Below are 21864 nucleotides of genomic sequence, written 5' to 3' on the forward strand. Positions count from 1 at the left end.
TCATATATTTACACAAAGTTATTGTCACTCTTCGGCGGATTGTGCTAATAATGGTCTCGGTGATCGATCCACCTTGGATCGGCAAATCCAATACTCCCCATTGAGTCGAAACCAACGGAGGTTTTGAGAGCTATGCAAATCCGTCCCCTCTATGACCGGCTGGTAGTGCGCCGGATTGAGAATCAGGAAACGGTGTTGAACGGGATTATCATCCCGGACTCGGCCAAAGAAAAGCCTCAGGAAGCGGAAGTCATGGCAGCTGGCCGTGGCAAGCGTCTGGAAGACGGCACAGTTGTGCCGTTGGACGTGAAGGTCGGCGACCGGATCCTCTTTGGCAAGTACTCCGGCAGCGACATCAAGATTGATGGCCAGGAATATCTGATCCTCCGCGAAGACGAAGTACTGGGCATTCTCGACCCGGTTGCGGTGACCGCGTAAGCGGTTCGCGAGTCTAGCTGGATTCACAGGGCAGACCTACAAGGAGATTAAAGAATGGCAGCGAAACAGGTTGTATATAGCGAGAATGCGCGCCAGGCGATCCTGCGCGGCGTCAACCAGTTGGCCGACGCAGTAAAGGTTACGCTCGGCCCGAAGGGCCGCAACGTGGTCCTGGAGAAGAAGTTCGGCGGGCCGACGATCACCAAGGACGGCGTGACCGTCGCGAAGGAGATCGAGCTCAAGGATCCGCTGGAGAACATGGGCGCCCAGATGGTGCGCGAAGTGGCGTCGAAGACGTCGGACGTGGCTGGTGACGGCACGACGACGGCGACGATTCTGGCGCAGTCGATCTTCCGGGAAGGCGTGAAGGCCGTGGCGGCCGGTGCGAACCCGATGGCGCTGAAGCGCGGCATTGAGAAGGCCGTGGAAGCGGTTGTGGCGCAGGTTCTGTCGCAGGCGAAGCCCATCTCGGGTGAGATGATCGCGCAGGTTGGCACGATTTCGGCGAACGGCGACACGGAAATCGGCGAAAAGATCGCGGAAGCGATGCAGAAGGTCGGCAAGGACGGCGTGATCACCGTCGAAGAGTCGAAGACGATGCACACGGAGTTGTTGACCGTGGACGGCATGCAGTTCGACCGCGGCTATCTGTCCCCTTACTTCATCACCGACCCGGAGCGCATGGAAGCTGTTCTCGAGGATCCGTTCATCCTGATCCACGAGAAGAAGATCAGCAACATGAAGGACCTGCTGCCCGTTCTGGAGCAGATTGCGCGCGGCGGCCGTCCGCTGATCATCATTGCGGAAGAAGTGGAAGGCGAAGCGCTGGCCACCCTCGTGGTGAACAAGCTCCGCGGCACCCTGAACGTTTGCGCAGTGAAGGCTCCTGGCTTCGGCGATCGCCGCAAGTCGATGTTGGAAGACATCGCGATCCTCACTGGCGGCAAGGCGATCATGGAAGAGACCGGCATCAAGCTGGAAGGCGTTCGTCTGGAAGACCTCGGCCGTGCGAAGCGCATCACCGTGGACAAGGACAACACGACCATCGTTGACGGCGCCGGCGACCAGAAGAGCATCGAAGGCCGGATCAAGCAGCTGCGTGCGCAGATCGAAGAGACCACGTCCGACTACGACCGCGAGAAGCTCCAGGAACGCCTGGCGAAGCTCGCAGGCGGCGTCGCTGTGATCAAGGTTGGCGCGGCGACTGAGACGGAAATGAAGGAAAAGAAGGCCCGTGTCGAGGACGCTCTCCACGCCACGCGCGCCGCTGTGGAAGAGGGCATTGTCGCCGGCGGCGGCGTGGCCCTGCTCCGTGCCGGCAAGGTCCTGGACAGCCTGAAGGGTGAGGGTGACGAGCAGATCGGCATCAACATCATTCGTCGTGCGACGGAAGAACCGGTCCGCCAGATCACCGGCAACGCCGGTTTTGAAGGCGCGATCGTGGTGGGCAAGATCAACTCGGTCAGCGATGTGAACTACGGCTTCAACGCCGCCACTGGTGAGTACCAGGATCTGGTGGAAGCCGGCGTCATCGACCCGGCGAAGGTCACGCGCACCGCTCTGCAGAACGCGGCGTCCGTCAGCGGCCTGATGCTGACGACGGAAGCCCTGATCTGCGAGATCCCCGAGAAGAAGGCTGCTCCGGCCCCCGGCGGCGGTCACGGCCCCGAGATGGACTACTAAAAAGTAGCCCGCTCTTCATCGAGCCTCAAAAGGCCCGCAGCTCCGTACGGAGACTGCGGGCTTTTTGTTTTCAGCAACATAGGGAGTGTGGCAGAACACCACGATCGGCTGATGGGTGTGTGGCGAACCTGGACAGTGCGAATGGGTATTAATGGTTTTCTATCGCCATTTCGGACTTTCCTATGATAAACTCCCTTACGGCTGATACTTTCCTTTTCCTGGAACGTTTAGCGGAAGGGAAGCTTAGTATGCTTTCAAACTCTCGCAAGAAGATCATCTTTTCCCTGGGCAGCGTAGTCCTCGTCGCCGCCGCCCTTTCCGCGGATCGCCCACAAGCGCTCCGCCCCACCGACAAGGCCTTCTACGCCGATCAGGCGATGGTAAACTTCGTCCGGCCTGGTTTCAACGTGGCCATCACGAAGGCGGAACTGGCCGCGGACGGCACGCTGAAGGCCTGGGTCAAACTGACCGACTCCAAGGGAGCCGGCCTGGATCGGGCGGGCCTGGTGACACCTGGCACGGTGAGTGTCAGTTTCCTATCCGGCTACATTCCAGCCGATCAGTCGCAATACACCTCTTACATCACGCGCACCCGCACGGGCGCGGCGGGCACGGTCACCCAGGCTACGGGTGAAAACAACGGCACGTGGACGCCGATTGCGGATGGTGAATATACCTACACATTCGCCAACAAGGTTCCGGCTTCGGCGGACCGTACGCTGACGCACACCGTGGGCGCTTATGGCTCGCGCAATCTGGACGAGTTTGAGATGGGCCGGTTCTATTCCGACGCCACGTACAACTTTGTGCCGGCGGGCGGGGCAGTTACGAAGGTTCGTGACGTCATCCGGACGGCGAGCTGCAACCGGTGCCACGATCCGCTGGGCTTGCATGGCGGCTCGCGGCGCAGTGTGGAAGTCTGCAACATGTGCCACACGCAGCAGACGCCGGACTCGGCGACGGGCAGGACGACGGACATGAAGGTGTTCATTCACAAGATTCACTACGCAGCGAATCTGCCGAGTGTGAAGACCGGCACTCCGTATGTTGTGGCGGGGCATGACTATTCGGACGTCGGTTTCCCGGCTCCGGCGATGGCGTGCAAAGTCTGCCACGAGCCCAAGAGCGTGGCGGGCGCCACGCAGGCAGACAACTGGTCGACGAAGCCTTCGCGGGCGGCGTGCGGATCGTGCCATGACGACGTGAATTTCGCCACGGGCGAGAACCACGTGGGGTTGCCGCAGTTCACGGACAACCAGTGCGCAACGTGCCACATCCAGAAGGGCGAGATCGACTTTGACGCCTCCATCACCGGTGCGCATATGATTCCGGTGGAATCCTCGCTGATCGCGGGCGTGGTGTTCTCGATTGATTCCGCGGCCGACGTGAAGCCGGGCAGCCACCCCACGGTGACTTTCACCTTGAAGGACAAGCAGGGTGCGCCGGTGGACATCAAGACGATGAGCAGCCTGCGCATTTACATGGGCGGGCCGACGTCGGATGTGACGGGCTACGTTCGGGAAGATGTGCTGAAGGCAGTTGGACCGGGCAACGGCGTCTATAACTGGACCTTCGCGGGCATCATTCCGGACACGGCCAAGGGCAGCTGGCAGTTCGGCATTGAGGGCTATCGCACGACGATCGTCCTGGCCGGCACGCAGAAGCAGCGGACGATCCGCGACTACGGCATGAACAAGATGTTCTATGCTTCGCTCGACGGTTCGGCGGCCACGCCGCGCCGCACGGTGGCGACCAGCGCCACCTGCAACCGTTGCCACTACTCGCTGGAATTCCACGGCGGGAACCGCAACGAACTGCAGATGTGCACGTTCTGCCACAACCCGAATCTGACCGAGGGGACGAATGCCGAGAGCTTCAACCTGACGAACATGGTTCACACGTTCCATGCCGAGAAGGTTCGTTATCCCGGCAACATCCGCGACTGCAACCAGTGCCATGTGGGCAACTCTCAGTTCCCCGCCCTGGACGAAGGCCTGCAGCCGGTGAAGAACGGCCTGGGCGCAGTGAATCCCGCGCCGCCGACGGCGAATGCGTGCAACTCGTGCCACAACACGACTGCCGCGTGGTCGCATACGCAAGCCAACACGACGGCTCTCGGCGAGAGCTGCTCAGTGTGCCATGGCGCAACGTCCGAGTTTTCTGTTAGCAAGGTGCACGCACAGTAGTCATAGCAGCGTACACCGCTCCTCCAGGCCCGCCTCCCCAAGCTCGGGGGGCGGGCCTTTTTTCGTGGCCGAGGGGTGGCCCAGCGGGACTCTAGAACATTTTGGACATTTTTTGTTTGCGGAACTGACGCAAAGCGCGTAGAATGGGGACGTTAGGTAGTACTTTACCGCTCTTTTCCGTTAATTCTCCTAGATAGGGGCCCACTCCGCCTCATCTTCTTCTAGCCGCCGGCCACTGCGCCAAACAGTGGCCGGCTCTTTTGTTTTTGGGCCTACACCAATCCCACGAGAGCTTCGACGTGAGCCGTTACGCCAGCCGCCAAGCCGGCCAGGCTATAGCCGCCTTCCAGGAGGCTCACCACGCGGCCGTGAGCGGACAAATCAGCGATCTCCAGGATGATGGAGGTGAGTTCGCGGAAGTCGTCGTCCTTGAGCAGGAAGCGGCCGAGGGGATCGCCTTTGCGCGAATCGAAGCCGGCGGAGATGAGGACGAGGTCGGGCTTGTAGGCGGCCATGGCGGGCAGAAGTTTGCGGCGGAAGGCGCCGACGATCTCAGCGTGCCCGGCGCCGGCGTGAAACGGGCAATTCATGGTGGTGCCTTTGCCGGAGCCGCTGCCGATCTCGTCGAAGGCTCCGGTGCCGGGATACCAGGGCGACTGGTGGGTGCTGAAAAAGAAGATGCCGGGATCCTCGTAGAAGATGTCCTGGGTGCCGTTGCCGTGGTGGACGTCCCAGTCGACGATGAGGACGCGATCGACGCCGTGGACTTTGCGGGCGTGGCGGGCGGCGAGGGCGACGTTATTAAAGATGCAAAAGCCCATGCCGCGCGAGGAGGTGGCATGGTGTCCAGGCGGGCGGACGGCGGCGAAGGCGTTGGAGACCTGGCCGGTCATCACGGCATCCACGGCGGCAAAGGCGGCGCCGGCGGCCAGCATCGCCACATCGAGTGACTTTTCAGAGAGACCGGTGTCGCCGGTACTGAGGGCTGGGGAGTGGCGAGCGATGTCGTGGCGGACGGTGGAGAGGTAGGCGCGGGTGTGACAGAGGAGCAAGTCCTCTTCCCCGGCCATGCGGCCAGGCAGGTGTTTCAGACGTCCGGCGAGTTCACCCTGCTGGAGGGCCTTCTTCAGGGCGCGGTAGCGGTCAGGTGATTCAGGGTGGGTGGGACCGGGGTCGTGCAGGAGGAAAGCGGAGTCGAACACCAGGCCGGTCGAGCGGGGCTCGCCGTGTCTCTGAAGAGGCATAACCCACATTCTCCCAGAACGGCGGGTTGCCGCAGGCGCATGATTGGTGATTCAATTGCGGATGTATAGGTCTGAATAAATCCTTTCCGCCGCCGGGAACAACCCGCCCACGCCGCTCGTATGAAAGACAGGAAGGCAGATTCGGCAGTGAGCGCAGTACTTGAACCCGAAGTGCAGGCAGCCATGGACAAGGCTGAGGCAAAACCCCGCAGGAGGCACCCGGGCCGGACGATGCATCCGGGCGAGTTTCTGGCCGATCTTGCGGCCCAGACCTTCGCCAACCTGCGCCGCAACAAGCTACGCAGTTTTCTCACCTTGTTCGGTATCGCGTGGGGCATAGCGTCGCTGGTGCTGATGTCCGCGCTGGGCGATGGGTTCCGCCAGGGCCAGCGCAAGAACATGGCGCAGATCGGCGACAACATTGTCTTCGTATACGGCGGGGTGACGGAAGAGCAGGCGGGCGGGCAGCGCGCGGGACGGCGGATTTCCCTGTATCAGCGCGATCTCGACATCCTGCGGGCGAACTGTCCGGCGGTGCAGGTGCTTTCCGCGGAACACAAAACCTACCAGGTGCCCGCGCGTACGTCGACGAACGCGGGCCGGTTCCTGTCGCTGGGCGTGAATCCGGACTATTTGAAGCTGCGCAATCTGCCGGTGGAAATCGGCCGGGCGGTGAGCCAGACGGATGTCGATGACGGGCGGCGGGTGGCGGTGCTGGGGTCGAGTGTACGGAAGCAGTTGTTCGAGAAGAACAAGGCTCCGCTGGGGGAGCGGTTCTATTTGAACAACTATCCGTACGAAGTGATCGGGGTGATGAGCGAGAAGGACCAGAACAGCTCGTATGACGGCTGGGACAACGACAAGATCCTGATCCCGACCAGTGCGCTGCTGCGGGACATGCCGCCGAGCCGCAAGGTGTATGCGGAAGGCCGCGTGGACGGGTTCCTGTACCGGCCGGTGGATGTGGCGCGGTGGGAAGAGGCGCAGGCGCAGGTGCGCGGCACGTTGGGGCGGTTGTATCACTTCGAGCCTACGGACAAGGGTGCGCTGCGGGTGTTCGATTCGATCGAGAGCGCGCAGATGTTCGATTCGATCTTCAATGCCGGTGAGATTTTCCTGGCCGTGGTTTCGCTGGTCACGCTGTCGCTGGGCGGCGTGGGTGTGATGAACACGATGATGATGGCGGTTTCGGAGCGGACGAACGAGATCGGCCTGAAGAAGGCGTTGGGCGCGACAAGCCAGCGGATCCTGCTGGATTTCTTCCTGGAGGGCCTGTTCCTGGCGATCCTGAGCGGGGTGGGCGGCCTGCTGCTGGTTTGGGGGCTGTCGAGCCTGGTGAATTCGCTGCCGATGCCGGCGATGTTCTCGGGGCTGCCGATTCACTGGCGTGTGCTGGCGTTTGCGACCCTGGCGCTGGGCCTGGTGGCGGTAGGCTCCTCGCTGCCTCCGGCGCGGCGGGCGGCGGCGATGACTCCAGTGGAAGCACTGCGCCACGAAAGGTAAGCCATGACCTGGCGATTCATCTTTACAGAAGCCTGGGCCGCTTTGCGCTTTCACCGCCAGCGGACGATGTTCACGACGCTGAGCCTGGCGTGGGGCGTTACGTGTTTCGTGATTCTGATCAGTTATGGCAAGGGCTTTGAGCAGGCGCTGGTGAAGGCGTTTCAGGCGGTGGGTCAGGATCTGGTGCTGACGATGGGCGGCCAGACGAGCGAGCAGGCGGGCGGGATGCGGACCGGGCGGCGGGTGCGGCTGGAACTGGCCGATGCGGCGCTGGTGAGAGAGGCCGTGCCGCTGGTGGAGAACCTGTCGCCGGAGATCATGCGCAATGGCGTCAAGGCGCAGTACCGCGGGCGGGAGAAGGAAGTGTCGATTCGCGCGGTGTGGCCCGAGTACGACATTGTCCGGAATATCAAGATCACCGACGGGCGCTGGCTGAATGAGGACGACCGACAACATCAATACCGCGTGGCGATACTTGGGGCCAAGGTGGCGACGGAGTTATTCGGCGGGGCTCCTGCGGTGAATGAGGATGTCATCCTCAATGGGATCCACTTCACCGTGATTGGCGTGATGGACAACAAGCTGCAGATCGCGAACTACAACCGCAGCGACAACCAGTGCATCTTCATTCCGTACGACAGTTTCAACGTATTCGGGGATACGAAGTATCCATGGTTCCTGGTGTGGAAGCCGGCGACTCCGGATTCGCGGGAGCGGGCGATCAAGATGGTGCGGGCCAAGCTGGCGGAGATCCACCGTTTCTCGCCCACCGATGAGAAAGCCGTGGAAATTCTGGCGTTCTCGAAGTTCATGTCCATTGTGACGGGCATGTCGCTGGCAGTGCAGCTGCTGCTGGGTTTTGTGGGGGCGCTGACGCTGGCGATTGGCGGGGTGGGTTTGGCAAACATCATGCTGGCCTCGGTGATCGACCGGACGCGGGAGATCGGGATGATCAAGGCGCTGGGTGGGTTGCGGTCGATGGTGTTGAAGCAGTTTCTGGTGGAGGCGTGCCTGATTGTGGCGGCGGGCGGAGCGTTGGGGATTGGCCTGGGGATCCTGGCGACGAGGTTGATCGGGTCGATGCCGTTCCTGGGCCCGGCGTTCAAGGACACGACGGGGGCGGGCGATATCTATCTCCACATCAGCGGTGCATCGATCCTGATCTCAACGGGCGTGCTGCTGGTGGTGGGCCTGATCGCCGGACTGGTGCCGGCGATCAAGGCCTCGAAGCTGGATCCAATTGAAGCGCTGCACTACGAGTAACGGCTAGTTGGGGAGCTTGGCGCTCTGGTGGGCGACGAGCTGCCAGTTGGCTCCGCGCTTTTGGAAGATGTGCAGGAATGACAGGTGGGCCGGGTTGTCCTTGCCGGCAGAGACTGTCAGGACCTGGGCGCGGCAGATGGTGATGGCGGTGTCCTTCGAGAGGACCTGGACCTTGAGTTGGTCGTGGTCGACCTTCACATACTTGGCTTCGCCGGTCTTCAGCTTGCCGATGTAGGTGGCCTTGGTGTCGACGGCTCCGGTGGAGTGGGTGTAGGTGAGATCGTCGCCAAGCGTCTTTTCGAGCAGGGCGTAATCGTTGGTGGTGACGCCTTTGGCCCAGGCGCGTTCGGCGGCTTCGACGGCCTTGGCTGCGTCGTCGGCGCAGAAGGCGGGCACGGCCAGCAGGACGAGGGAAATCAGGATCGTTTTCAGCATGTCGCCGATCATCATATCCGATTTCCGGTTAGCCAGCCGGTCCGTGCCCGCGCCTGTTTACAGCGGGATGGTCAGAGTGAGCAAGCCTCCATACTGGATGCCCCCACTCTTTTGCGGGCCGACGTTGCCCTGCAGGCCGATGGTGGCCTTTTTGGTCTGGTAGCTGGCGCCCAGGGTGCCGTTAACCGCGTTGTTCTGGTACATGGCGCCGACACCGATGTTGAACTTGCCGTTGGCGATGGTGCCGTCGTAGCCCAATTTGAGTCCCAGGTTTACCTCGTGGGTCTGGGGCTTGCCATTTCCGGTGAGGGTGACGCTGACCGGGCCGGACTTGACGACCGCGGAGCCTTCCACTTCCTGCACGAGCTGGCCTTTGGCGAGCACTCCGAGCTTGAGGTCGACGCTGACCTTCTCCCACTTCTTGCCGGCGGAGATGCGGGCGCCGAGGATGCGGGCGTCGGGCTGGAACTTCCAGAGGCCCGCTTTGAGGCTGAGGGAGCCGATCTGCAGGACCTCGAACTCTTTGCCCTGGAGAGGGTCGAGAGCCATGTTCACGACGGGGCCGCCGGTTTTGGTGATGTAGAGGACGCTGGCGGTGCCGACGATGAGGGCGGCTCCGACGACGTAGAGGATCTTCTTGTTTTTGTCGACCCAGACGCCGAGGGTGGACGATCCGGCGGCGGTCTTGAAGCCTTCGACTCCGGCTTCCAGTTTCTTGTACTCGGAGGTCTTCTTGATCTGTTCCAGCAGATTGTCGGCCGCGGCATCCTTAATACCGGTTCCGAGGGCTTCCAGCAGTTTCTGGCTGTCGGCTGGCGTGAGGGCAACGCCGCCGGAAGCCTGTTTGCCCTTGGCGAAATCGAGCAGGGTCTTTTTGATGGAGTCCTGCACCGGCGGACTTTGCAGGGCCTGTGCCAGTTGGGTGGGGAGTTTAGGTAGCTCGGCATCGACGAGGTCGAAGGCGAGAACGATTACCTGGTTGGCGGCATCAATGGGGTCAGATTTTCCATCTGCCATGGGTGTATTCCTCCAATGCGTACAGTCAGCAAAGAATGGGAAAGCGGCCGGCAAACGGGTCTGCGCCCGCAACTGCCTTCGAGGCCGCTCCCAACTGTACGAATGGTACACCGCGGGGGAGAAATCTCTAATTCGGTGTTTGTTCCCACCCTGGCGGCGGACGGCTAGTCTGTGAGCTTTTCGGGCATGTCGGCCAGGACGAAGCCGAGGACGGCGAGGGCGGCGATGTTCTGGCGGAACTCCTGGGGATCGATTTTGTCGAGGGTATCGGCGTCGGTATGGTGCCACTCGAAGTAGCGCTGGCCGCTGGAGCGATGGGCGATGCCGGGGACGCCGTCGCGCATGATGGGGCCGATGTCGGCTCCGCCGCCACCGCGGGTGATGCTATCCGCGCCGACGGGCTTGAGCAGGGCGCCGATCTGTTGCATGCGTTCCATGGCGCGCACCATGACCTCTTCACTGGCGCCCTGGATGGAGAGGCCGAAGCCGGCTGGCTTTTCGGCTCCGCCGTCCATCTCGATGGCCGCTACGTGGTTTTTGGCGGTGGCGCCGGCCCATTCGCGATAGGCCTGGCCGCCGCGGCTGCCGTTCTCCTCGTTGGTCCAGAGGCAAATGCGCAGGGTACGGCGGGGCTTGAGGCCTAACTGGTGGGCGAGCATGATGGCCTGCCAGCAGGCGACGCAGCCGCTGCCATCGTCCTGGGCGCCCTGGCCGACGTCCCAGGAGTCGATGTGGCCGCCCATTACGACGATCTCTTCCGGTTTCTCGCGTCCGGGGATTTCGCCGATGACATTAGCGGAGTCGGCATCGGGCAGGGTCCTGGCTTCCATCTTGAGCCGGACGCGGATTTTGACGCCCTGCTGGTAGAGGCGGTGCATGCGCAGCGCGTCCTCGACGGTGACGGAGGCGGTGGGGATCTTCGGGACGCCCTCGGTGTAGATCATCTGGCCGGTGTGGGGGGAGCGGAGGCTGACGGGGGTGACGCTGCGGACGAGGGCAGCGACGGCGCCGAGTTTCGCGGCGCGAGAGGCTCCAGCGGCGCGATAGGCGACGGAGCGGCCATAGCCCTGCCAGGCCTGGTTGTAGAGAACGATTTTGCCGCGGACCTTTTCCGCGCCGAGCTGCTCGAGCTCGTCGAAGGTGGAGACCACGACGACCTCGGCGGTGATGCCTTCGGGCGGGGTGGCGACGCTGCCGCCCAGGCCGAGCATGAAGAGCTTCGACTCCAGGGGCTCGATCATCCAGGCGCTCTCTTCGCCGCGGACCCAATGCGGGACCTTCACCAGGGGCGTTTTGATGTTCTGGAGGCCTTCGCGCTTCATTTCGGCGGCGCTCCACTCGATGGCGCGGGTGAGGGACGGGGATCCGGCCAGGCGGTTGCCGATGCGGTCACAGAGGTACATCATCTTCTTCCAGCCACCGTCGTCGGCCTGTGCCGCCGCAATGAGACGGGCCGCCGCACTGCCGTAGAGTTCGGTCAGGTTGGGGCGTCCCTGTGCGAAGGCAGCTATCGCCGGGGTGAGGGAAAGAAAGGTTCTTCTGTGCATGGGGAGAAAACACGCATTGTCGCACAACCTGTGCAGCGGTCCGGACTCTCAGGCATCCTAAGAGTGCGATGCCACAATACAACGCCATTCTTGTCCTCAGCTTCGGCGGGCCGGAAAAGCCGGAAGACGTCATGCCGTTCCTGGAGAATGTGCTGCGGGGGCGCAATGTGCCGCGGCCGCGGTTGCTGCAGGTGGCGGAGCACTACTACCACTTCGGCGGGCGCAGTCCGATCAACGATCAGTGCAGGGCGCTGATTGCGGCATTGCAGGGGGAACTGGACGCGCACGGGCCGAAGCTGCCCATCTACTGGGGCAATCGGAACTGGCATCCGATGCTGGAAGATACGATGCGGCAGATGGCGGAGGACGGGATCCAGAGGGCGATCGTCTTCATTACGTCGGCGTACAGCTCATATTCGGCGTGCCGCCAATATATGGAAGACATCGAGCGGGCGCGGCAGGCGGTGGGCGAGAAGGCTCCGGTGTTTGACAAGCTGCGGCATTTCCACAACCACCCGGGGTTCACAGGACCGAATGCGGAGAGCCTGCGGGCGGCGCTGGAACAATTGCCGGGGGCGCAGGTGTTGTTCACAGCTCATTCCATCCCGCTGGAGATGGCACGGACGTCGAAGTATGTCGCGCAATTGGAGGAGGCGGCCGGGCTGATTGCCGGGCAGGCTGGACATCCGGAGTGGCGACTGGTGTACCAGAGCCGCAGCGGCGCGCCGCACCAGCCGTGGCTGGAGCCCGACATCCTGGACGCGTTGAAGGAAGTGAAGGCGGCCGGGGCGGAGAGCGTGATCGTCGCGCCGATCGGGTTCATCTCCGATCACATGGAAGTTCTATACGACCTCGATTATGAAGCCAGGATGAGGGCGGATGAGCTGGGGCTACAGATGGTGCGGGCGGCGACGGTGGGTACGCATCCGGCCTTCATCGGAATGATCCGGGCGCTGATTGCGGAACGCGCGGAAGGTCGCCTGGAAGCGGACCCGTGCCGTCAAGATTGTTGTCCTGCACCGATCCGGGGCTCCGGTTTTACGGCGATTTCGGCTACGCCGTACTCTGGCGAGCCGACGCCGGCAGAGTCCGGTAAACGGCCTCCGCGCGGCTGAGCGCGGTCTCGACGTTCTCGCAGATATTCTCTTCGCCGACGTGGCGTTCAAACTCGGCGCGCTTGATCATGCGTTGGGGCTGCCAGGGGGCGCCGCAGAGGATGAGGACGCGGCCGCTGTCGTGCAGTTTATCGGCGAGCAACTCGAGGGCCTGGAGGCCGGTAGCGTCGATGGCGGTCATGTTCCGGAGACGGAGGATGACCACCGGCGGCAGGTCTTCAATGGGCGAGGTGACTTCATCCAGTTTGTCGGTGCTGCCGAAAAGGAACGGTCCGTGGATGCGGAAAATGGCGGCGTAGGAGGGGATCTCCTTGTCCTGGAGGATGTGCTGCCAGCCCTGTTTGAGATAGTCGGCGGTGACCTTCGAGACGGTAGTGGTGAGGGCGACGCGGCTGATGAAGACGAGGGCGGCGAGGATCATGCCGAACTCGACGGCGACGGTCAGGTCGGCAAAGACGGTCAGCAGGAATGTCAGGGCCCAGACGGAGACGTCACGTTTGCCGAGTTTGAGGATCTCCGGGATCTCGCCCCACTCGCCCATGTTGTAGGCAACGATGAACAGGATGGCGGCCAGGGCAGCCAGCGGGATGTTCTTGGCCAGCGGAGCGGCGACGAGGAGAACCATCAGCAGGGTGAGGGCGTGGATGATGCCGGCGACGGGGGTTTTGGCGCCGCTGCGGATGCTGGTGGCGGTGCGGGCGATGGCTCCGGTGGCGGGGAGGCCGCCGAAGAGCGGGGAGATGATGTTGGCGACACCCTGGGCGAAGAGTTCCGTGTTGGGGTTGTGCTTGTCCTTGGTCATGCGGTCAGCCACGACGGCGGAGAGCAGGCTCTCGATGGAGCCGAGCATGGCTACGGTGATGGCGGGGCTGAGGAGCTGCCGCACGTATTTCCAGTGAAACTCGGGGATCTGGAAGGTCGGCAGACCGCTGGGGATTCCGCCAAACCGCGTGCCGATAGTTTCCACGTTCAGATTGAGGAGGGAGACGGCGACGGTGGCTCCGAACAGGGCAACGATGGTGCCCGGAACCCGGGGAATGAACTTAACAAAAAAGAGAATCACGCACAGGGAGATGACGCCGATGGCGGTCTCCTGCACGGAGAAAGTGCTGGCGTGGGTGGCCAGCGCTTCCATTTTCTCGATGAACTCGCCGGGCACTTTGTCGAGCTTCAGGCCGAAGAAGTCCTTGATCTGGGTGCTGGCGATGAGCAGGGCGATGCCATTGGTGAAGCCGACGACGATGGGGCGGGGGATGAACTTGACCGCGGTGCCCATACCGGTGACGCCCAGGATGACCAGCAGGACTCCGGCCATCATGGTGCAGGTGAAGAGGCCGTCGACACCGTACTTCGCGACGATGCCGGCCACCACTACAACGAAGGCACCGGTGGGGCCACCAATCTGGGTGTTGGATCCGCCCAGGAAGGAGATGAGAAACCCGGTAACGACCGCGCAGTAAATTCCTGCCTGGGGGGATAATCCCGAGGCAATGGAGAACGCCATCGCCAGGGGCAAGGCTACCAATCCGACTGTCACACCGGCGATCAGGTCGGACGCGAACGTCTTAGCGTTGTAATCCTTCAGGCATTGAAAAGATCGAGGGAACCACGGCTGCACACTACCATTGTAGCAACCGGCTTATTCTTTACTAGTTTGTATTGTTTCATGGGCGGGAGCGGCGGGCCCGCAGGATCCTGATGGGGGGCTTGAGGGTCTGCCCTTCGGCGGGAGCCTGTTGGATTTTGCGGACAACTTCCATGCCGGAGACGACGCGGCCGAAGGCGGCGAAGCCCTGGCCGTCGGGGTTGCGCATGCCGCCGAAATCGAGGGCGGGCTGGTCGCCGAGGCAGAGGAAAAAGTCGGAGGTGGCGGTATCGGGGCGGTCGCGGGCCATGGAGATGGCGCCGTCGACGTGTTTCAGGCCTGACTGATTGGTACGTTCCAGCGGGATGGGTTTGGCCTGGGGGATGCGGCGGCCTGGCTGCGTGCCGCCCTGGATCACTTCGATGCGGATCTTATTGCCGGGCTGGTTGTCGAGGCGGACGGTGCGGTGGAAGAGGCCGCCATCGTAGGCGCCGGCGTCGACGTACTGGAGGAAGTTGGCGCTGGTGACGGGTGCGTTCTTCAGATCGAGCTGAACTTCGATGGTTCCGAGTTCGGTCTCGAGCACGACGCGCGCGGTTTGGGCGGGCAGCGTGGACGCCAGAAGGGCCAGGAATAGAAGGGTACGCACGCCGTTATTGTAGACCCGCCGCCAGCCCGCTACGCCTGAGTGCGACAATGAAGGCGTCCCATGCAAGACACATTCAACGTAAAATTCGAAACCACCAAGGGTGACTTTGTCATCCAGGTGAACAAGGAATGGGCTCCCCTCGGTGTGGAGCGGTTCCACTCACTCGTCACCTCCGGCTACTTCGACGGGGCCAAGTTCTTCCGCGTCCTGCCCGGCTTTGTGGTCCAGTTCGGTCTTGCGGCCGATCCGCAGGCGGCCAAGTCGATTCCCACCGCGAGCATCAAGGACGATCCGGTGCGTAGCTCCAACACGAAGGGCACGATCACCTTTGCGACCGCGGGGCCGAACACGCGCACGACGCAGGTGTTCATCAACCTGGGAGACAATCCGCGCCTGGACGGGATGGGATTTGCTCCGTTCGGGCAAGTGACCGAAGGAATGGATATTGTCGAGCAGCTCTACTCCGGCTATGGAGAAGGGGCGCCGCACGGCAATGGTCCGGACCAGGGCCGGGTGCGGATGTACGGCAACGAGTATCTGGACGCCAACTTCCCGAAGTTGGACGGCATCAAGAAGGCAACTGTCAGCGAGTAAGCAACCGACCCTGGGGAGGGACCGTGAAGCTGCACATCACCAATGGCGACAGTGTTGTTGGGACGTTGCAGGATTCATTTCCGGGCGACACGATCCTTCCCTGGCGGGACGTCCTGCACGATGGACCCGTCCCGGCAGGTCGTCCGCTCTCCGAATTCTCGGCCGTGCGAGCGCACTTTCTGGCGGCGGAGTCCGGACTGCCATATGCGCAGGTTCTGTCCGAATTCCAGGAGCGCGACGGGCTGCTGGCGCGATATGCGGAGTTTGACGAAACGGTCCTGTGGTTCGAGCACGATCTGTACGATCAGCTCCAACTCATCCAGATTCTCGACTGGTTCGCGACGCAGGCCGCTGATGCGCCGAACCTGCGGCTGATCCAGGCGGATGACTACCTGGGGCGCATGGAGCCCGCCCACTTCACCGAGCTCTATCCCGCCCGCCAGGCGGTTTCCGCGGCGCAGCTCAGCCTGGCATCGGCTGCCTGGCTGGCCGTTCGCTCAGCCGATCCGGCGGAGTTGGAGCCGTTGCTCGTGCCGAACACGGAGCTGCCGTTCCTGGCTGCCGCGCTCACGCGTCTTTGCGAAGAGTATCCCTGGACGACGGACGGCTTGTCGCGGACGCAGCGGACGATCCGCGAGTTGAAGAACCAGGGCATTACGGATCGCGCCGATCTCTTCACGGCCTTCACACGGCAGGAGGAAGCGATCTGGATGGGCGACTGGTCGTTCTTCCGGGTGCTGGACGGCGAGCCGCCGCGCGGCACCGGATGGCAGTGGAACGCTACTCTACGGCGTTTCGAATCTCACCCTTCATAAAGCAGCTGAACTTCTCAGAAGGCACGCGCAGGCCGATGCAGAACTCGCCGAACAGGGCGTAGACTGCGCTGACCTCATCGAAGCGCATCTCGTAGATGAGCTGCTTGAACGGGACGGGCGATTCCGCGAAGAGGTCGACGGCCCATTCCCAGTTGTCGAGGCCGATGGAGCCGGAGATGACCTGCTTGACGACACCGCCGTATTTGCGGCCGATCATGCCGTGCTCGTGCATCATCTTCTGACGGTCGGCGAACGGCACCTGATACCAGTTCTTGTCTTCGCCGCGCTTGCGGTCCATGGGATAGAAACAGAGGTAGCGCGATTCAGGGATCTCGGGCGCCAGGCGGCCGGCCATGGCCCTGCGCTGGCGGTCGAGCACTTCAGCCGAGGCGGACTCCCATTCGGGGGTGCCGGGCTCGATGCCGCGTTCCTTCAAATCGTCGTGGATCTTGCGGGTGGACTCGTAGAGGCCTAGTTCGACGATGCTGAGGTAAGAGTTCGAGACGTCAAGGAACTCGCTGAGCCGGAGGAGCTGCACCTGCGACTGCGCTTCCAGCAGTCCGACGAAATCCCTCCGGTAGTGGAGCAGCATCAGATCGCCCTTATGGCCCAGCAGGGCGTAGGCCGCCGACTGCTCGCCGCCTTCGGCGCCTTCCTGCATGGTCAGCCACTCTGACCACTCGTGCACGATGGCGGCGCGCGTCTGCCCGTCGAGAGCGCGCCACTCGTCCCAGCGCACATGGAACATCTGGTGCAGGACGGACGCGCCTTCCAGTGTGAAGGGGACGATGGGATTACTCATAGCTCTACCAGCTTACAGTGACCGGGAAATCGAGCCAAGGCGGCTATTCCACCAGGGCGGCGGCGATGCGGCGCTCGAGTTCGTCCTGGGGGATGGCGGTACTGACAAACAACTCCTGCCGGGCGCCGGCGGAGAGGGCAATGGCCTTCCAGCCGTTCTGGGTGGGGACGGTGACGCGAATCTTCACTGCGCCGCGAGCATCCCGGACGGGTTTGATGACGCCAGGGATGATGCTGCGGATGTCGTCGTGGGCGAGCAGGCGCTCGAGCACGGGCCGCAATCCATCGATAATGCTGTGCTCGATCTTGAGCTTGTTGTGGCTGGTACGCAGGCGCATCTGGACTACTTAAACCTCTTGCGGTAGAGGAAGTCCATGGCGAATGTTCCATTTTCATCCTTGACCGCGACCACGGACCATTGTTTGTTCAAATCCCACTCGACGCGCACGATCTGCTGCTGCGACCGGCTGAGGTTCGTGATGTAGGTGAGCGTGATGTCGCGTGAAATGGACTGTTCCACGGAGAGGCGCGCCTGCGGGAGGTTTTCGACACCGGTGAAGTTGGGGTCGATGCGGATACGGCTGGAGCCGAAGAAGCGCTCGACCCGGCTGGAGACGCCGGCACTCAAAGCGCCGCCCAGCAGGGAGTTGGGGGTGTTCTCCATGACGTTCTGGTTGCGGATGCTCTGGGAGGCGGTGACCGAACTGGAGGTGGATTCCGGCTGGCGGCCGACGGTGAGCAGGGCGACGATTTCCGAAGACTGCAGCGGCGGTTCAGAGCGGTAGGTGAAGTTGAGGCGGCTGAGCGGGCCGTTCACGTTGATGTAGACAGTGATGCCGCGGATGCGGGTTTCGAGGTCGAGATCGATCTGGGGCTGGACGACGGCGGTGTTGTAGAACAGGATTTCGCCGCGCGAGACGGTGTAGCGGTTGCCGAAGAACTGGATGCCGCCCTGGCTGGATTTCACGCTGCCCAAGAGGATGGGTTTGGCCGGGCTGCCGCGCAGGCGGAGGTCGGCTTCGGTCTGCAGATCCTGGGTATAGCTGCTCTGGAAGACCGCGTCGGGCGTGGTCCGGATGCGGACGTCGAACTGCAGATTGCGGAGGAAGTCGTGCTGCGACGCGGCCGAGGGGATGGGATTGCCTGAGCCGCCGACGATGCTGGCCAGGTCACTGCCGCTGCTGAAGCCGGAGCGTTGGATGGTGATGGAGCCGGCCAGCAGACTGCGGAAGGTGGAACCGGTGAGCGTCAAAGCCGCGTCCAGCGTGGTGCTCACGCCTTCGGGGTAGCGGACCCGGACATTGGTGGCTGTGGCCTGCAAGCGGTAAGTGAGTTCCTGCCCGGCGACACCGACGAAGCCGTTTACCGAAAACTTGCCGCCACCCGTCTGGCCGCTGAGCTGTTCAATATTGGCGCGGTTCTTTTCGAAGTAGACGGTGCCGGTGGCGTTCTCCACGCCGTTCGGCAGGTCCTTGAGGAAGAACGAGGCTTTCTGGATGGTCATGCGCCCGCTCAACTGGGGATCGGAAGCGGTGCCGCGGACGGAGGCATCGATTTCCGCCACTCCGGTTGAGACGAGATCGGGCCGGAAGCTGCCCAGGATTGCGAGATTGGCTGAGCCCTTGACGTTCAGGTTCCAGGGATTCTTGGCCGGGAAGTTGTAAGAACCGGAGAGCGCCAGGCTGGTATCCAGGGCCTTGACGACGGCCGATTTGAAACGGGCTGAGTTCCCATCCACTTCGATCACGAGCGGGCCGTCGTTGCGCAGCGTCAAGTCGTTGGTGTCGACCTGCGTCTCCAGGGACTGTGTTTCGCGCGGGCGCACCTGGAGGGTTTTGACTGTGAGGACAGCCGAGCCTTTGCGCGGATCAGCCAGCGGGGCCTGCCAGGCCATGGAGCCCTCAATGAAGCCGCGCGCGGGCCAGGGTTCATCCTTGGAGGGGTCGGGCGAAGTGGAGAGCAGATCCTTAATGAGGCGGAAGGGCAGGCGCGGGGAACGCAAGGCGCCTTTGGACGCGTAGTCGCCGGAGAGCTGGATGGTGGCATCGCCTTCCACTTTGCTGCCGGGCAGGTTCAGGCTGGCGGTGACGGTGAGTTGGCCGTTGGAGGTGGTGCCGTTGAGGATCAACTCGCCCAGTTGACGGCCGCCGATATGGAGTCCGCGCACGGCCAGTGCACCGTCGAGCGACCGCAGGAGGGGCGTTCCGTTTTCGAGACTCACCCGCGTCCGCAATTCCGACCGGACTTCGCCGTCGAGCCCGGGCCGCAGCGCCATGGCGTTTTCTGAGTCCCGCAACTGCAGCCCGCTGGTCTGCATCGTGAGGTTGAGCTCGCCGGCCCGGAAATTGGCGCTGGGGTGCTGGTACTGGCCGGCGAGCGAAAGGTGGATCTGATCGAAGTCCGCCGCGCCCTGCAGCGCACCACCAGGTTTCAATTGCAGGTTGCCGGCGATTCGGTCGAACTTTTCCACGCCCCAATTGAAGCCGGTCAAGGTGAAGTTCAGTGAGCCGACAGGCTGCCCCAGCGTACCGGTGAGCGTCACCGCGCCGGCCAGGCTGCCCTGTGGTTGCGCGGTGAGCTTGGCCAACTGCAGCAAATCCGCAAGGCTGGCGTTCTTGAGTTCCAGGCTGCTGTCGAGGGAGCTGCCGGAATCCGGCGTCCAGTTCCTGAGGCCCAAGGCCAGGCGACCGTTCGTCACAGCCTCGTTGCGCCGCAATTCCAGCCCGGTGAGTTCGAGGCGATCGCGGGAGAGCTGGAAGTCGGCACCTGCCTGCTGGAACAGGACCGACTCATAGACCACGTTGACCATGGATGCACGGCCCTGAATCCGCGGGTCGTTGAGGGGTCCGCTGACGAGTGCATTCACGCGCGCCTCACCATTCTGCAGGCTCAACGGCAGCCGGTAGCCATCCTCCCTCAGCAGCAAGCCGAGGATGGGATCCAGGTCGTGCAGTCGCGATGCAAAGAGCCCCACTTCCAGCCGTTCGCCCAGCGTGCCCTGGAAGTTGACGCGGGCGGACTGCGTTTCGAGGTGGGAGGCACCCAGGTCGAGTTTGCCACTATCCTGCGTCCAGGCGGCCTCAATGCGGCCTGATACGGGCAGGTCGCCCGCTTTCGGCTCGACGTCGAGTGCCGCTTTGGCCAGCACATGGGCCACACCGGTGCCGGTTATTTCGCCAGACACTTCGACGGGTCCGTGCAGGTTGCCGTTCCAGGCGTAGGGCTGATCGAGCACGGCCGACTGCACCAGATCCAGCGCCAGTTGGGTCAATTCGCCTTGCAGGCGGAAGCGCTTCCAATCGATTAGTTCGCCGGAGCCATTCCAGGCGCCATAAGGACTTCGGACGCCGAGGCCGGTGAGGGTGAGCCGGGCGGGGGTGAGTTCAAAATGGGACGCAGCACCGACGTTTCTGAGCCGGAGGCCCTTAGCCGTGTAGCCGGCTTGCTCCAGGCGGAGGTTGCCTTGCACCAGGGGGCTGCGGTCCGGGCCAAAGTACGCGATGCCCTCCGCCACCGCGAAGCCTTCCTGGATGGGATTATTTGGCACATCCCTCATCAGCACAGAGGTCTTGAACTTCAGCTCGCCCGAAAGCCGTTTGAAGTCCCTGAGCGGCCCGGAGGCTTCCAGCCAGGAGTCGCCCAGGCTGAGCCGGGCGTGTTCAATTTCCAGCTGATTGGCTTCCAGCAGGGCGGTGGCGTCCAGTTGGGGAGCCAGACCTTCGGGAAGCCGCAGCGCACGGGCCGAGAGTGCGACCTTGTAGCGCGGCTTCACCATGTCGTAGGTGAGCGTTGCGTTCAACCCTTCCGCTACAACCGAGAAGGGAATGGCCTTGGAGTCGAACTCCAGCAGCCCGTCGCGCACGTTCAGCTTCCCGATCTTGAGTGCGATGAGATCCTGGACCGCATTGCCGCCGGTCTTCTGCAATTTGGGCTCGGGCAGATTGGTGGTTCCATCCTGCGCGACGTAGATATGGATGCGGGGCTTTTCCACGGTCAAGTCGTTCAAGCGGACATCGCGGCCCAGCCAGGACAGGACAGTGAGTCCCAACTGAATGCGGTCGGCTTGGAAGAGCGGCGCCTGGTCCCTGGCTTCTTTCCCGCGCAGGACGAACTCGCCGGTGCGGGCCGTCATGGTGCCTAAATCAAAGTCGAACGAGGTGATCGTCGCGCGGCCGCCGGAGGCTCGTTCCACCTCTTCGATGATGGAAGCGCGCAGTTTCTCTCGCAACCAGTCGCTGCGCAGGATCAGCGCGACACCGCCGGCCAGCCCCACCAGCAGCAGGGCGACCGTCGCGAGGATCCACTTCCAGCGCCGTCTCATGGCTTGGACTCCGTGCCCAGGACGGGCTCGAAATAGCGTACTTTGACGGTCGCCCGCATCTGCGACAGCCACTGGTCGACTGCCTGGTTGGTCTTGCGCAGCATCAGCACCTGGGAGACCTGATCCCGCACGTCATCCAGCGGAGGCACGGGCGCATCGGGAGCCCGGCGGCGGAACTGCGGCACGAATTCATCGGTGTAGTACTTCTTGATCTCGTCGTCGCTGATCTGGATGCCGGGCGAGAACCGGAAGTCGATAAAGCGAGTGACACTGATGCGCCACAACACCTCTTCGGTAAAGTCGTCTTCGTTGAAGCCGTAGCGGGCCAAAAGGGCCTCGTACTGCGCCTGGGTCAGGTTCCGTTGCTTGATAAAGTCCTGGATTCGGGATTCGGCTTCGGCGCGGGTGGGTGCGGCATAGCGGCTGAGCTCGATTTCGCGGTGGATGAGAGCCTGATCGATGAGCCGGTCGGCCGCCTTGCGGCGTGCAGCGGGAGTGTCTTCCAGCGGGCTGTTGTCGGCCAGGGCCAGGATCCGCAGGTGCCGCCGGATGGCGCTGAGCGTGACCACCTGCTGGCCGGCAGCCGCGGCTACACGATCGAGCACCACCCGTTCAGCCCGCAGGCTGCCGGCCAGCACCAGAATCGCTAGGGTGCGTCTCAGCATGGC

Annotated in this window: 18 protein-coding genes; 8 read left to right on the forward strand and 10 right to left on the reverse strand. The window is 62.9% G+C overall.

What is annotated here, in order from left to right; all coding sequences use genetic code 11:
• Positions 1-132: 132 nt before the first annotated feature.
• From ACR9Y2_RS03890 to ACR9Y2_RS03900, 3 genes are all read left to right on the forward strand, one after another.
• Positions 133-438: a co-chaperone GroES gene (locus ACR9Y2_RS03890; RefSeq protein WP_194447747.1), complete on the forward strand. Its 306-nt coding sequence runs from the start codon at positions 133-135 to the stop codon at positions 436-438.
• A 54-nt stretch (positions 439-492) separates the two neighbouring features.
• Positions 493-2121, forward strand: a complete 1629-nt coding sequence (gene groL, locus ACR9Y2_RS03895) for a chaperonin GroEL (RefSeq protein ID WP_435039745.1) — start codon at positions 493-495, stop codon at positions 2119-2121.
• A gap of 248 nt (positions 2122-2369) precedes the next feature.
• Positions 2370-4307 (forward strand): OmcA/MtrC family decaheme c-type cytochrome, encoded by a 1938-nt coding sequence (locus ACR9Y2_RS03900; protein WP_435039746.1) that lies wholly within the window; start codon positions 2370-2372, stop codon positions 4305-4307.
• A 272-nt stretch (positions 4308-4579) separates the two neighbouring features.
• Here ACR9Y2_RS03900 and ACR9Y2_RS03905 read toward each other — a convergent pair whose 3' ends face one another.
• Positions 4580-5551, reverse strand: coding sequence for a histone deacetylase family protein (locus ACR9Y2_RS03905; protein ID WP_435039747.1), 972 nt, complete (start codon positions 5549-5551; stop codon positions 4580-4582).
• A 147-nt stretch (positions 5552-5698) separates the two neighbouring features.
• Here ACR9Y2_RS03905 and ACR9Y2_RS03910 point away from each other — a divergent pair, with 147 nt between their 5' ends.
• Positions 5699-7054, forward strand: coding sequence for an ABC transporter permease (locus tag ACR9Y2_RS03910; protein ID WP_435039748.1), 1356 nt, complete (start codon positions 5699-5701; stop codon positions 7052-7054).
• 3 nt (positions 7055-7057) lie between these two features.
• On the forward strand, positions 7058-8317 hold the full coding sequence (locus tag ACR9Y2_RS03915) for an ABC transporter permease (protein WP_435039749.1): 1260 nt from the start codon (positions 7058-7060) through the stop codon (positions 8315-8317).
• A 3-nt stretch (positions 8318-8320) separates the two neighbouring features.
• On the opposite strand, the gene ACR9Y2_RS03920 is transcribed toward ACR9Y2_RS03915, so the two are convergent.
• From ACR9Y2_RS03920 to ACR9Y2_RS03930, 3 genes are all read right to left on the reverse strand, one after another.
• On the reverse strand, positions 8321-8752 hold the full coding sequence (locus ACR9Y2_RS03920; protein ID WP_435039750.1) for a nuclear transport factor 2 family protein: 432 nt from the start codon (positions 8750-8752) through the stop codon (positions 8321-8323).
• A gap of 57 nt (positions 8753-8809) precedes the next feature.
• Complete coding sequence (locus ACR9Y2_RS03925) at positions 8810-9769, reverse strand: hypothetical protein (RefSeq protein WP_435039751.1); 960 nt, start codon at positions 9767-9769, stop codon at positions 8810-8812.
• A gap of 164 nt (positions 9770-9933) precedes the next feature.
• Entirely contained in the window at positions 9934-11316 is a 1383-nt protein-coding gene (locus tag ACR9Y2_RS03930; RefSeq protein WP_435039752.1) for a M20/M25/M40 family metallo-hydrolase, read from the reverse strand.
• Positions 11317-11384: 68 nt separating this feature from the next.
• Here ACR9Y2_RS03930 and ACR9Y2_RS03935 point away from each other — a divergent pair, with 68 nt between their 5' ends.
• The gene (locus ACR9Y2_RS03935) at positions 11385-12431 is read left to right on the forward strand and encodes a ferrochelatase (RefSeq protein WP_435039753.1); all 1047 of its coding nucleotides are present in this window, start codon (positions 11385-11387) and stop codon (positions 12429-12431) included.
• Here ACR9Y2_RS03935 and ACR9Y2_RS03940 read toward each other — a convergent pair.
• Together ACR9Y2_RS03940 and ACR9Y2_RS03945 are read right to left on the reverse strand one after the other, a co-directional pair.
• Positions 12370-14049: a SulP family inorganic anion transporter gene (locus tag ACR9Y2_RS03940; RefSeq protein ID WP_435039754.1), complete on the reverse strand. Its 1680-nt coding sequence runs from the start codon at positions 14047-14049 to the stop codon at positions 12370-12372. The genes ACR9Y2_RS03935 and ACR9Y2_RS03940 overlap by 62 nt on opposite strands.
• 46 nt (positions 14050-14095) lie before the next feature.
• Complete coding sequence (locus ACR9Y2_RS03945) at positions 14096-14665, reverse strand: peptidylprolyl isomerase (protein WP_435039755.1); 570 nt, start codon at positions 14663-14665, stop codon at positions 14096-14098.
• A 60-nt stretch (positions 14666-14725) separates the two neighbouring features.
• On the opposite strand from ACR9Y2_RS03945, the gene ACR9Y2_RS03950 reads away from it, so the two are divergent.
• Entirely contained in the window at positions 14726-15259 is a 534-nt protein-coding gene (locus ACR9Y2_RS03950; protein WP_435039756.1) for a peptidylprolyl isomerase, read from the forward strand.
• A gap of 23 nt (positions 15260-15282) precedes the next feature.
• A complete protein-coding gene (locus tag ACR9Y2_RS03955) occupies positions 15283-16074 on the forward strand; it encodes a hypothetical protein (RefSeq protein WP_435039757.1) in 792 nt (263 codons plus the stop codon).
• On the opposite strand, the gene hemQ is transcribed toward ACR9Y2_RS03955, so the two are convergent.
• Genes hemQ through ACR9Y2_RS03975 form a run of 4 tightly spaced genes read right to left on the reverse strand, consistent with a single transcriptional unit; the run spans position 16040 to position 21861 of the window.
• A complete protein-coding gene (gene hemQ, locus ACR9Y2_RS03960; protein ID WP_435039758.1) occupies positions 16040-16876 on the reverse strand; it encodes a hydrogen peroxide-dependent heme synthase in 837 nt (278 codons plus the stop codon). The two genes, ACR9Y2_RS03955 and hemQ, sit on opposite strands and share 35 nt — an antisense overlap.
• 43 nt (positions 16877-16919) lie before the next feature.
• A complete protein-coding gene (locus ACR9Y2_RS03965; protein ID WP_435039759.1) occupies positions 16920-17213 on the reverse strand; it encodes a DUF2103 domain-containing protein in 294 nt (97 codons plus the stop codon).
• A gap of 5 nt (positions 17214-17218) precedes the next feature.
• A complete protein-coding gene (locus ACR9Y2_RS03970) occupies positions 17219-21196 on the reverse strand; it encodes a translocation/assembly module TamB domain-containing protein (RefSeq protein WP_435039760.1) in 3978 nt (1325 codons plus the stop codon).
• On the reverse strand, positions 21193-21861 hold the full coding sequence (locus tag ACR9Y2_RS03975) for a hypothetical protein (protein ID WP_435039761.1): 669 nt from the start codon (positions 21859-21861) through the stop codon (positions 21193-21195). Before ACR9Y2_RS03975 ends, ACR9Y2_RS03970 begins: the two co-directional genes overlap by 4 nt.
• Positions 21862-21864 lie beyond the last annotated feature (3 nt).

The organism is Paludibaculum fermentans (genome assembly GCF_051172195.1).
In the GTDB taxonomy this organism is placed as follows: domain Bacteria; phylum Acidobacteriota; class Terriglobia; order Bryobacterales; family Bryobacteraceae; genus Paludibaculum; species Paludibaculum fermentans_A.

What these genes read in the sequence shown, in the direction of transcription:
- ACR9Y2_RS03890 (WP_194447747.1), top strand. Translation starts at nt 133, where the DNA reads ATGCAAATCCGTCCCCTCTATGACCGGCTGGTAGTGCGCCGGATTGAG.
- groL (WP_435039745.1), top strand. Translation starts at nt 493, where the DNA reads ATGGCAGCGAAACAGGTTGTATATAGCGAGAATGCGCGCCAGGCGATC.
- ACR9Y2_RS03900 (WP_435039746.1), top strand. Translation starts at nt 2,370, where the DNA reads ATGCTTTCAAACTCTCGCAAGAAGATCATCTTTTCCCTGGGCAGCGTA.
- ACR9Y2_RS03905 (WP_435039747.1), bottom strand. Translation starts at nt 5,551, where the DNA reads ATGCCTCTTCAGAGACACGGCGAGCCCCGCTCGACCGGCCTGGTGTTC.
- ACR9Y2_RS03915 (WP_435039749.1), top strand. Translation starts at nt 7,058, where the DNA reads ATGACCTGGCGATTCATCTTTACAGAAGCCTGGGCCGCTTTGCGCTTT.
- ACR9Y2_RS03920 (WP_435039750.1), bottom strand. Translation starts at nt 8,752, where the DNA reads ATGCTGAAAACGATCCTGATTTCCCTCGTCCTGCTGGCCGTGCCCGCC.
- ACR9Y2_RS03925 (WP_435039751.1), bottom strand. Translation starts at nt 9,769, where the DNA reads ATGGCAGATGGAAAATCTGACCCCATTGATGCCGCCAACCAGGTAATC.
- ACR9Y2_RS03930 (WP_435039752.1), bottom strand. Translation starts at nt 11,316, where the DNA reads ATGCACAGAAGAACCTTTCTTTCCCTCACCCCGGCGATAGCTGCCTTC.
- ACR9Y2_RS03935 (WP_435039753.1), top strand. Translation starts at nt 11,385, where the DNA reads ATGCCACAATACAACGCCATTCTTGTCCTCAGCTTCGGCGGGCCGGAA.
- ACR9Y2_RS03950 (WP_435039756.1), top strand. Translation starts at nt 14,726, where the DNA reads ATGCAAGACACATTCAACGTAAAATTCGAAACCACCAAGGGTGACTTT.
- hemQ (WP_435039758.1), bottom strand. Translation starts at nt 16,876, where the DNA reads ATGAGTAATCCCATCGTCCCCTTCACACTGGAAGGCGCGTCCGTCCTG.
- ACR9Y2_RS03965 (WP_435039759.1), bottom strand. Translation starts at nt 17,213, where the DNA reads ATGCGCCTGCGTACCAGCCACAACAAGCTCAAGATCGAGCACAGCATT.
- ACR9Y2_RS03970 (WP_435039760.1), bottom strand. Translation starts at nt 21,196, where the DNA reads ATGAGACGGCGCTGGAAGTGGATCCTCGCGACGGTCGCCCTGCTGCTG.
- ACR9Y2_RS03975 (WP_435039761.1), bottom strand. Translation starts at nt 21,861, where the DNA reads ATGCTGAGACGCACCCTAGCGATTCTGGTGCTGGCCGGCAGCCTGCGG.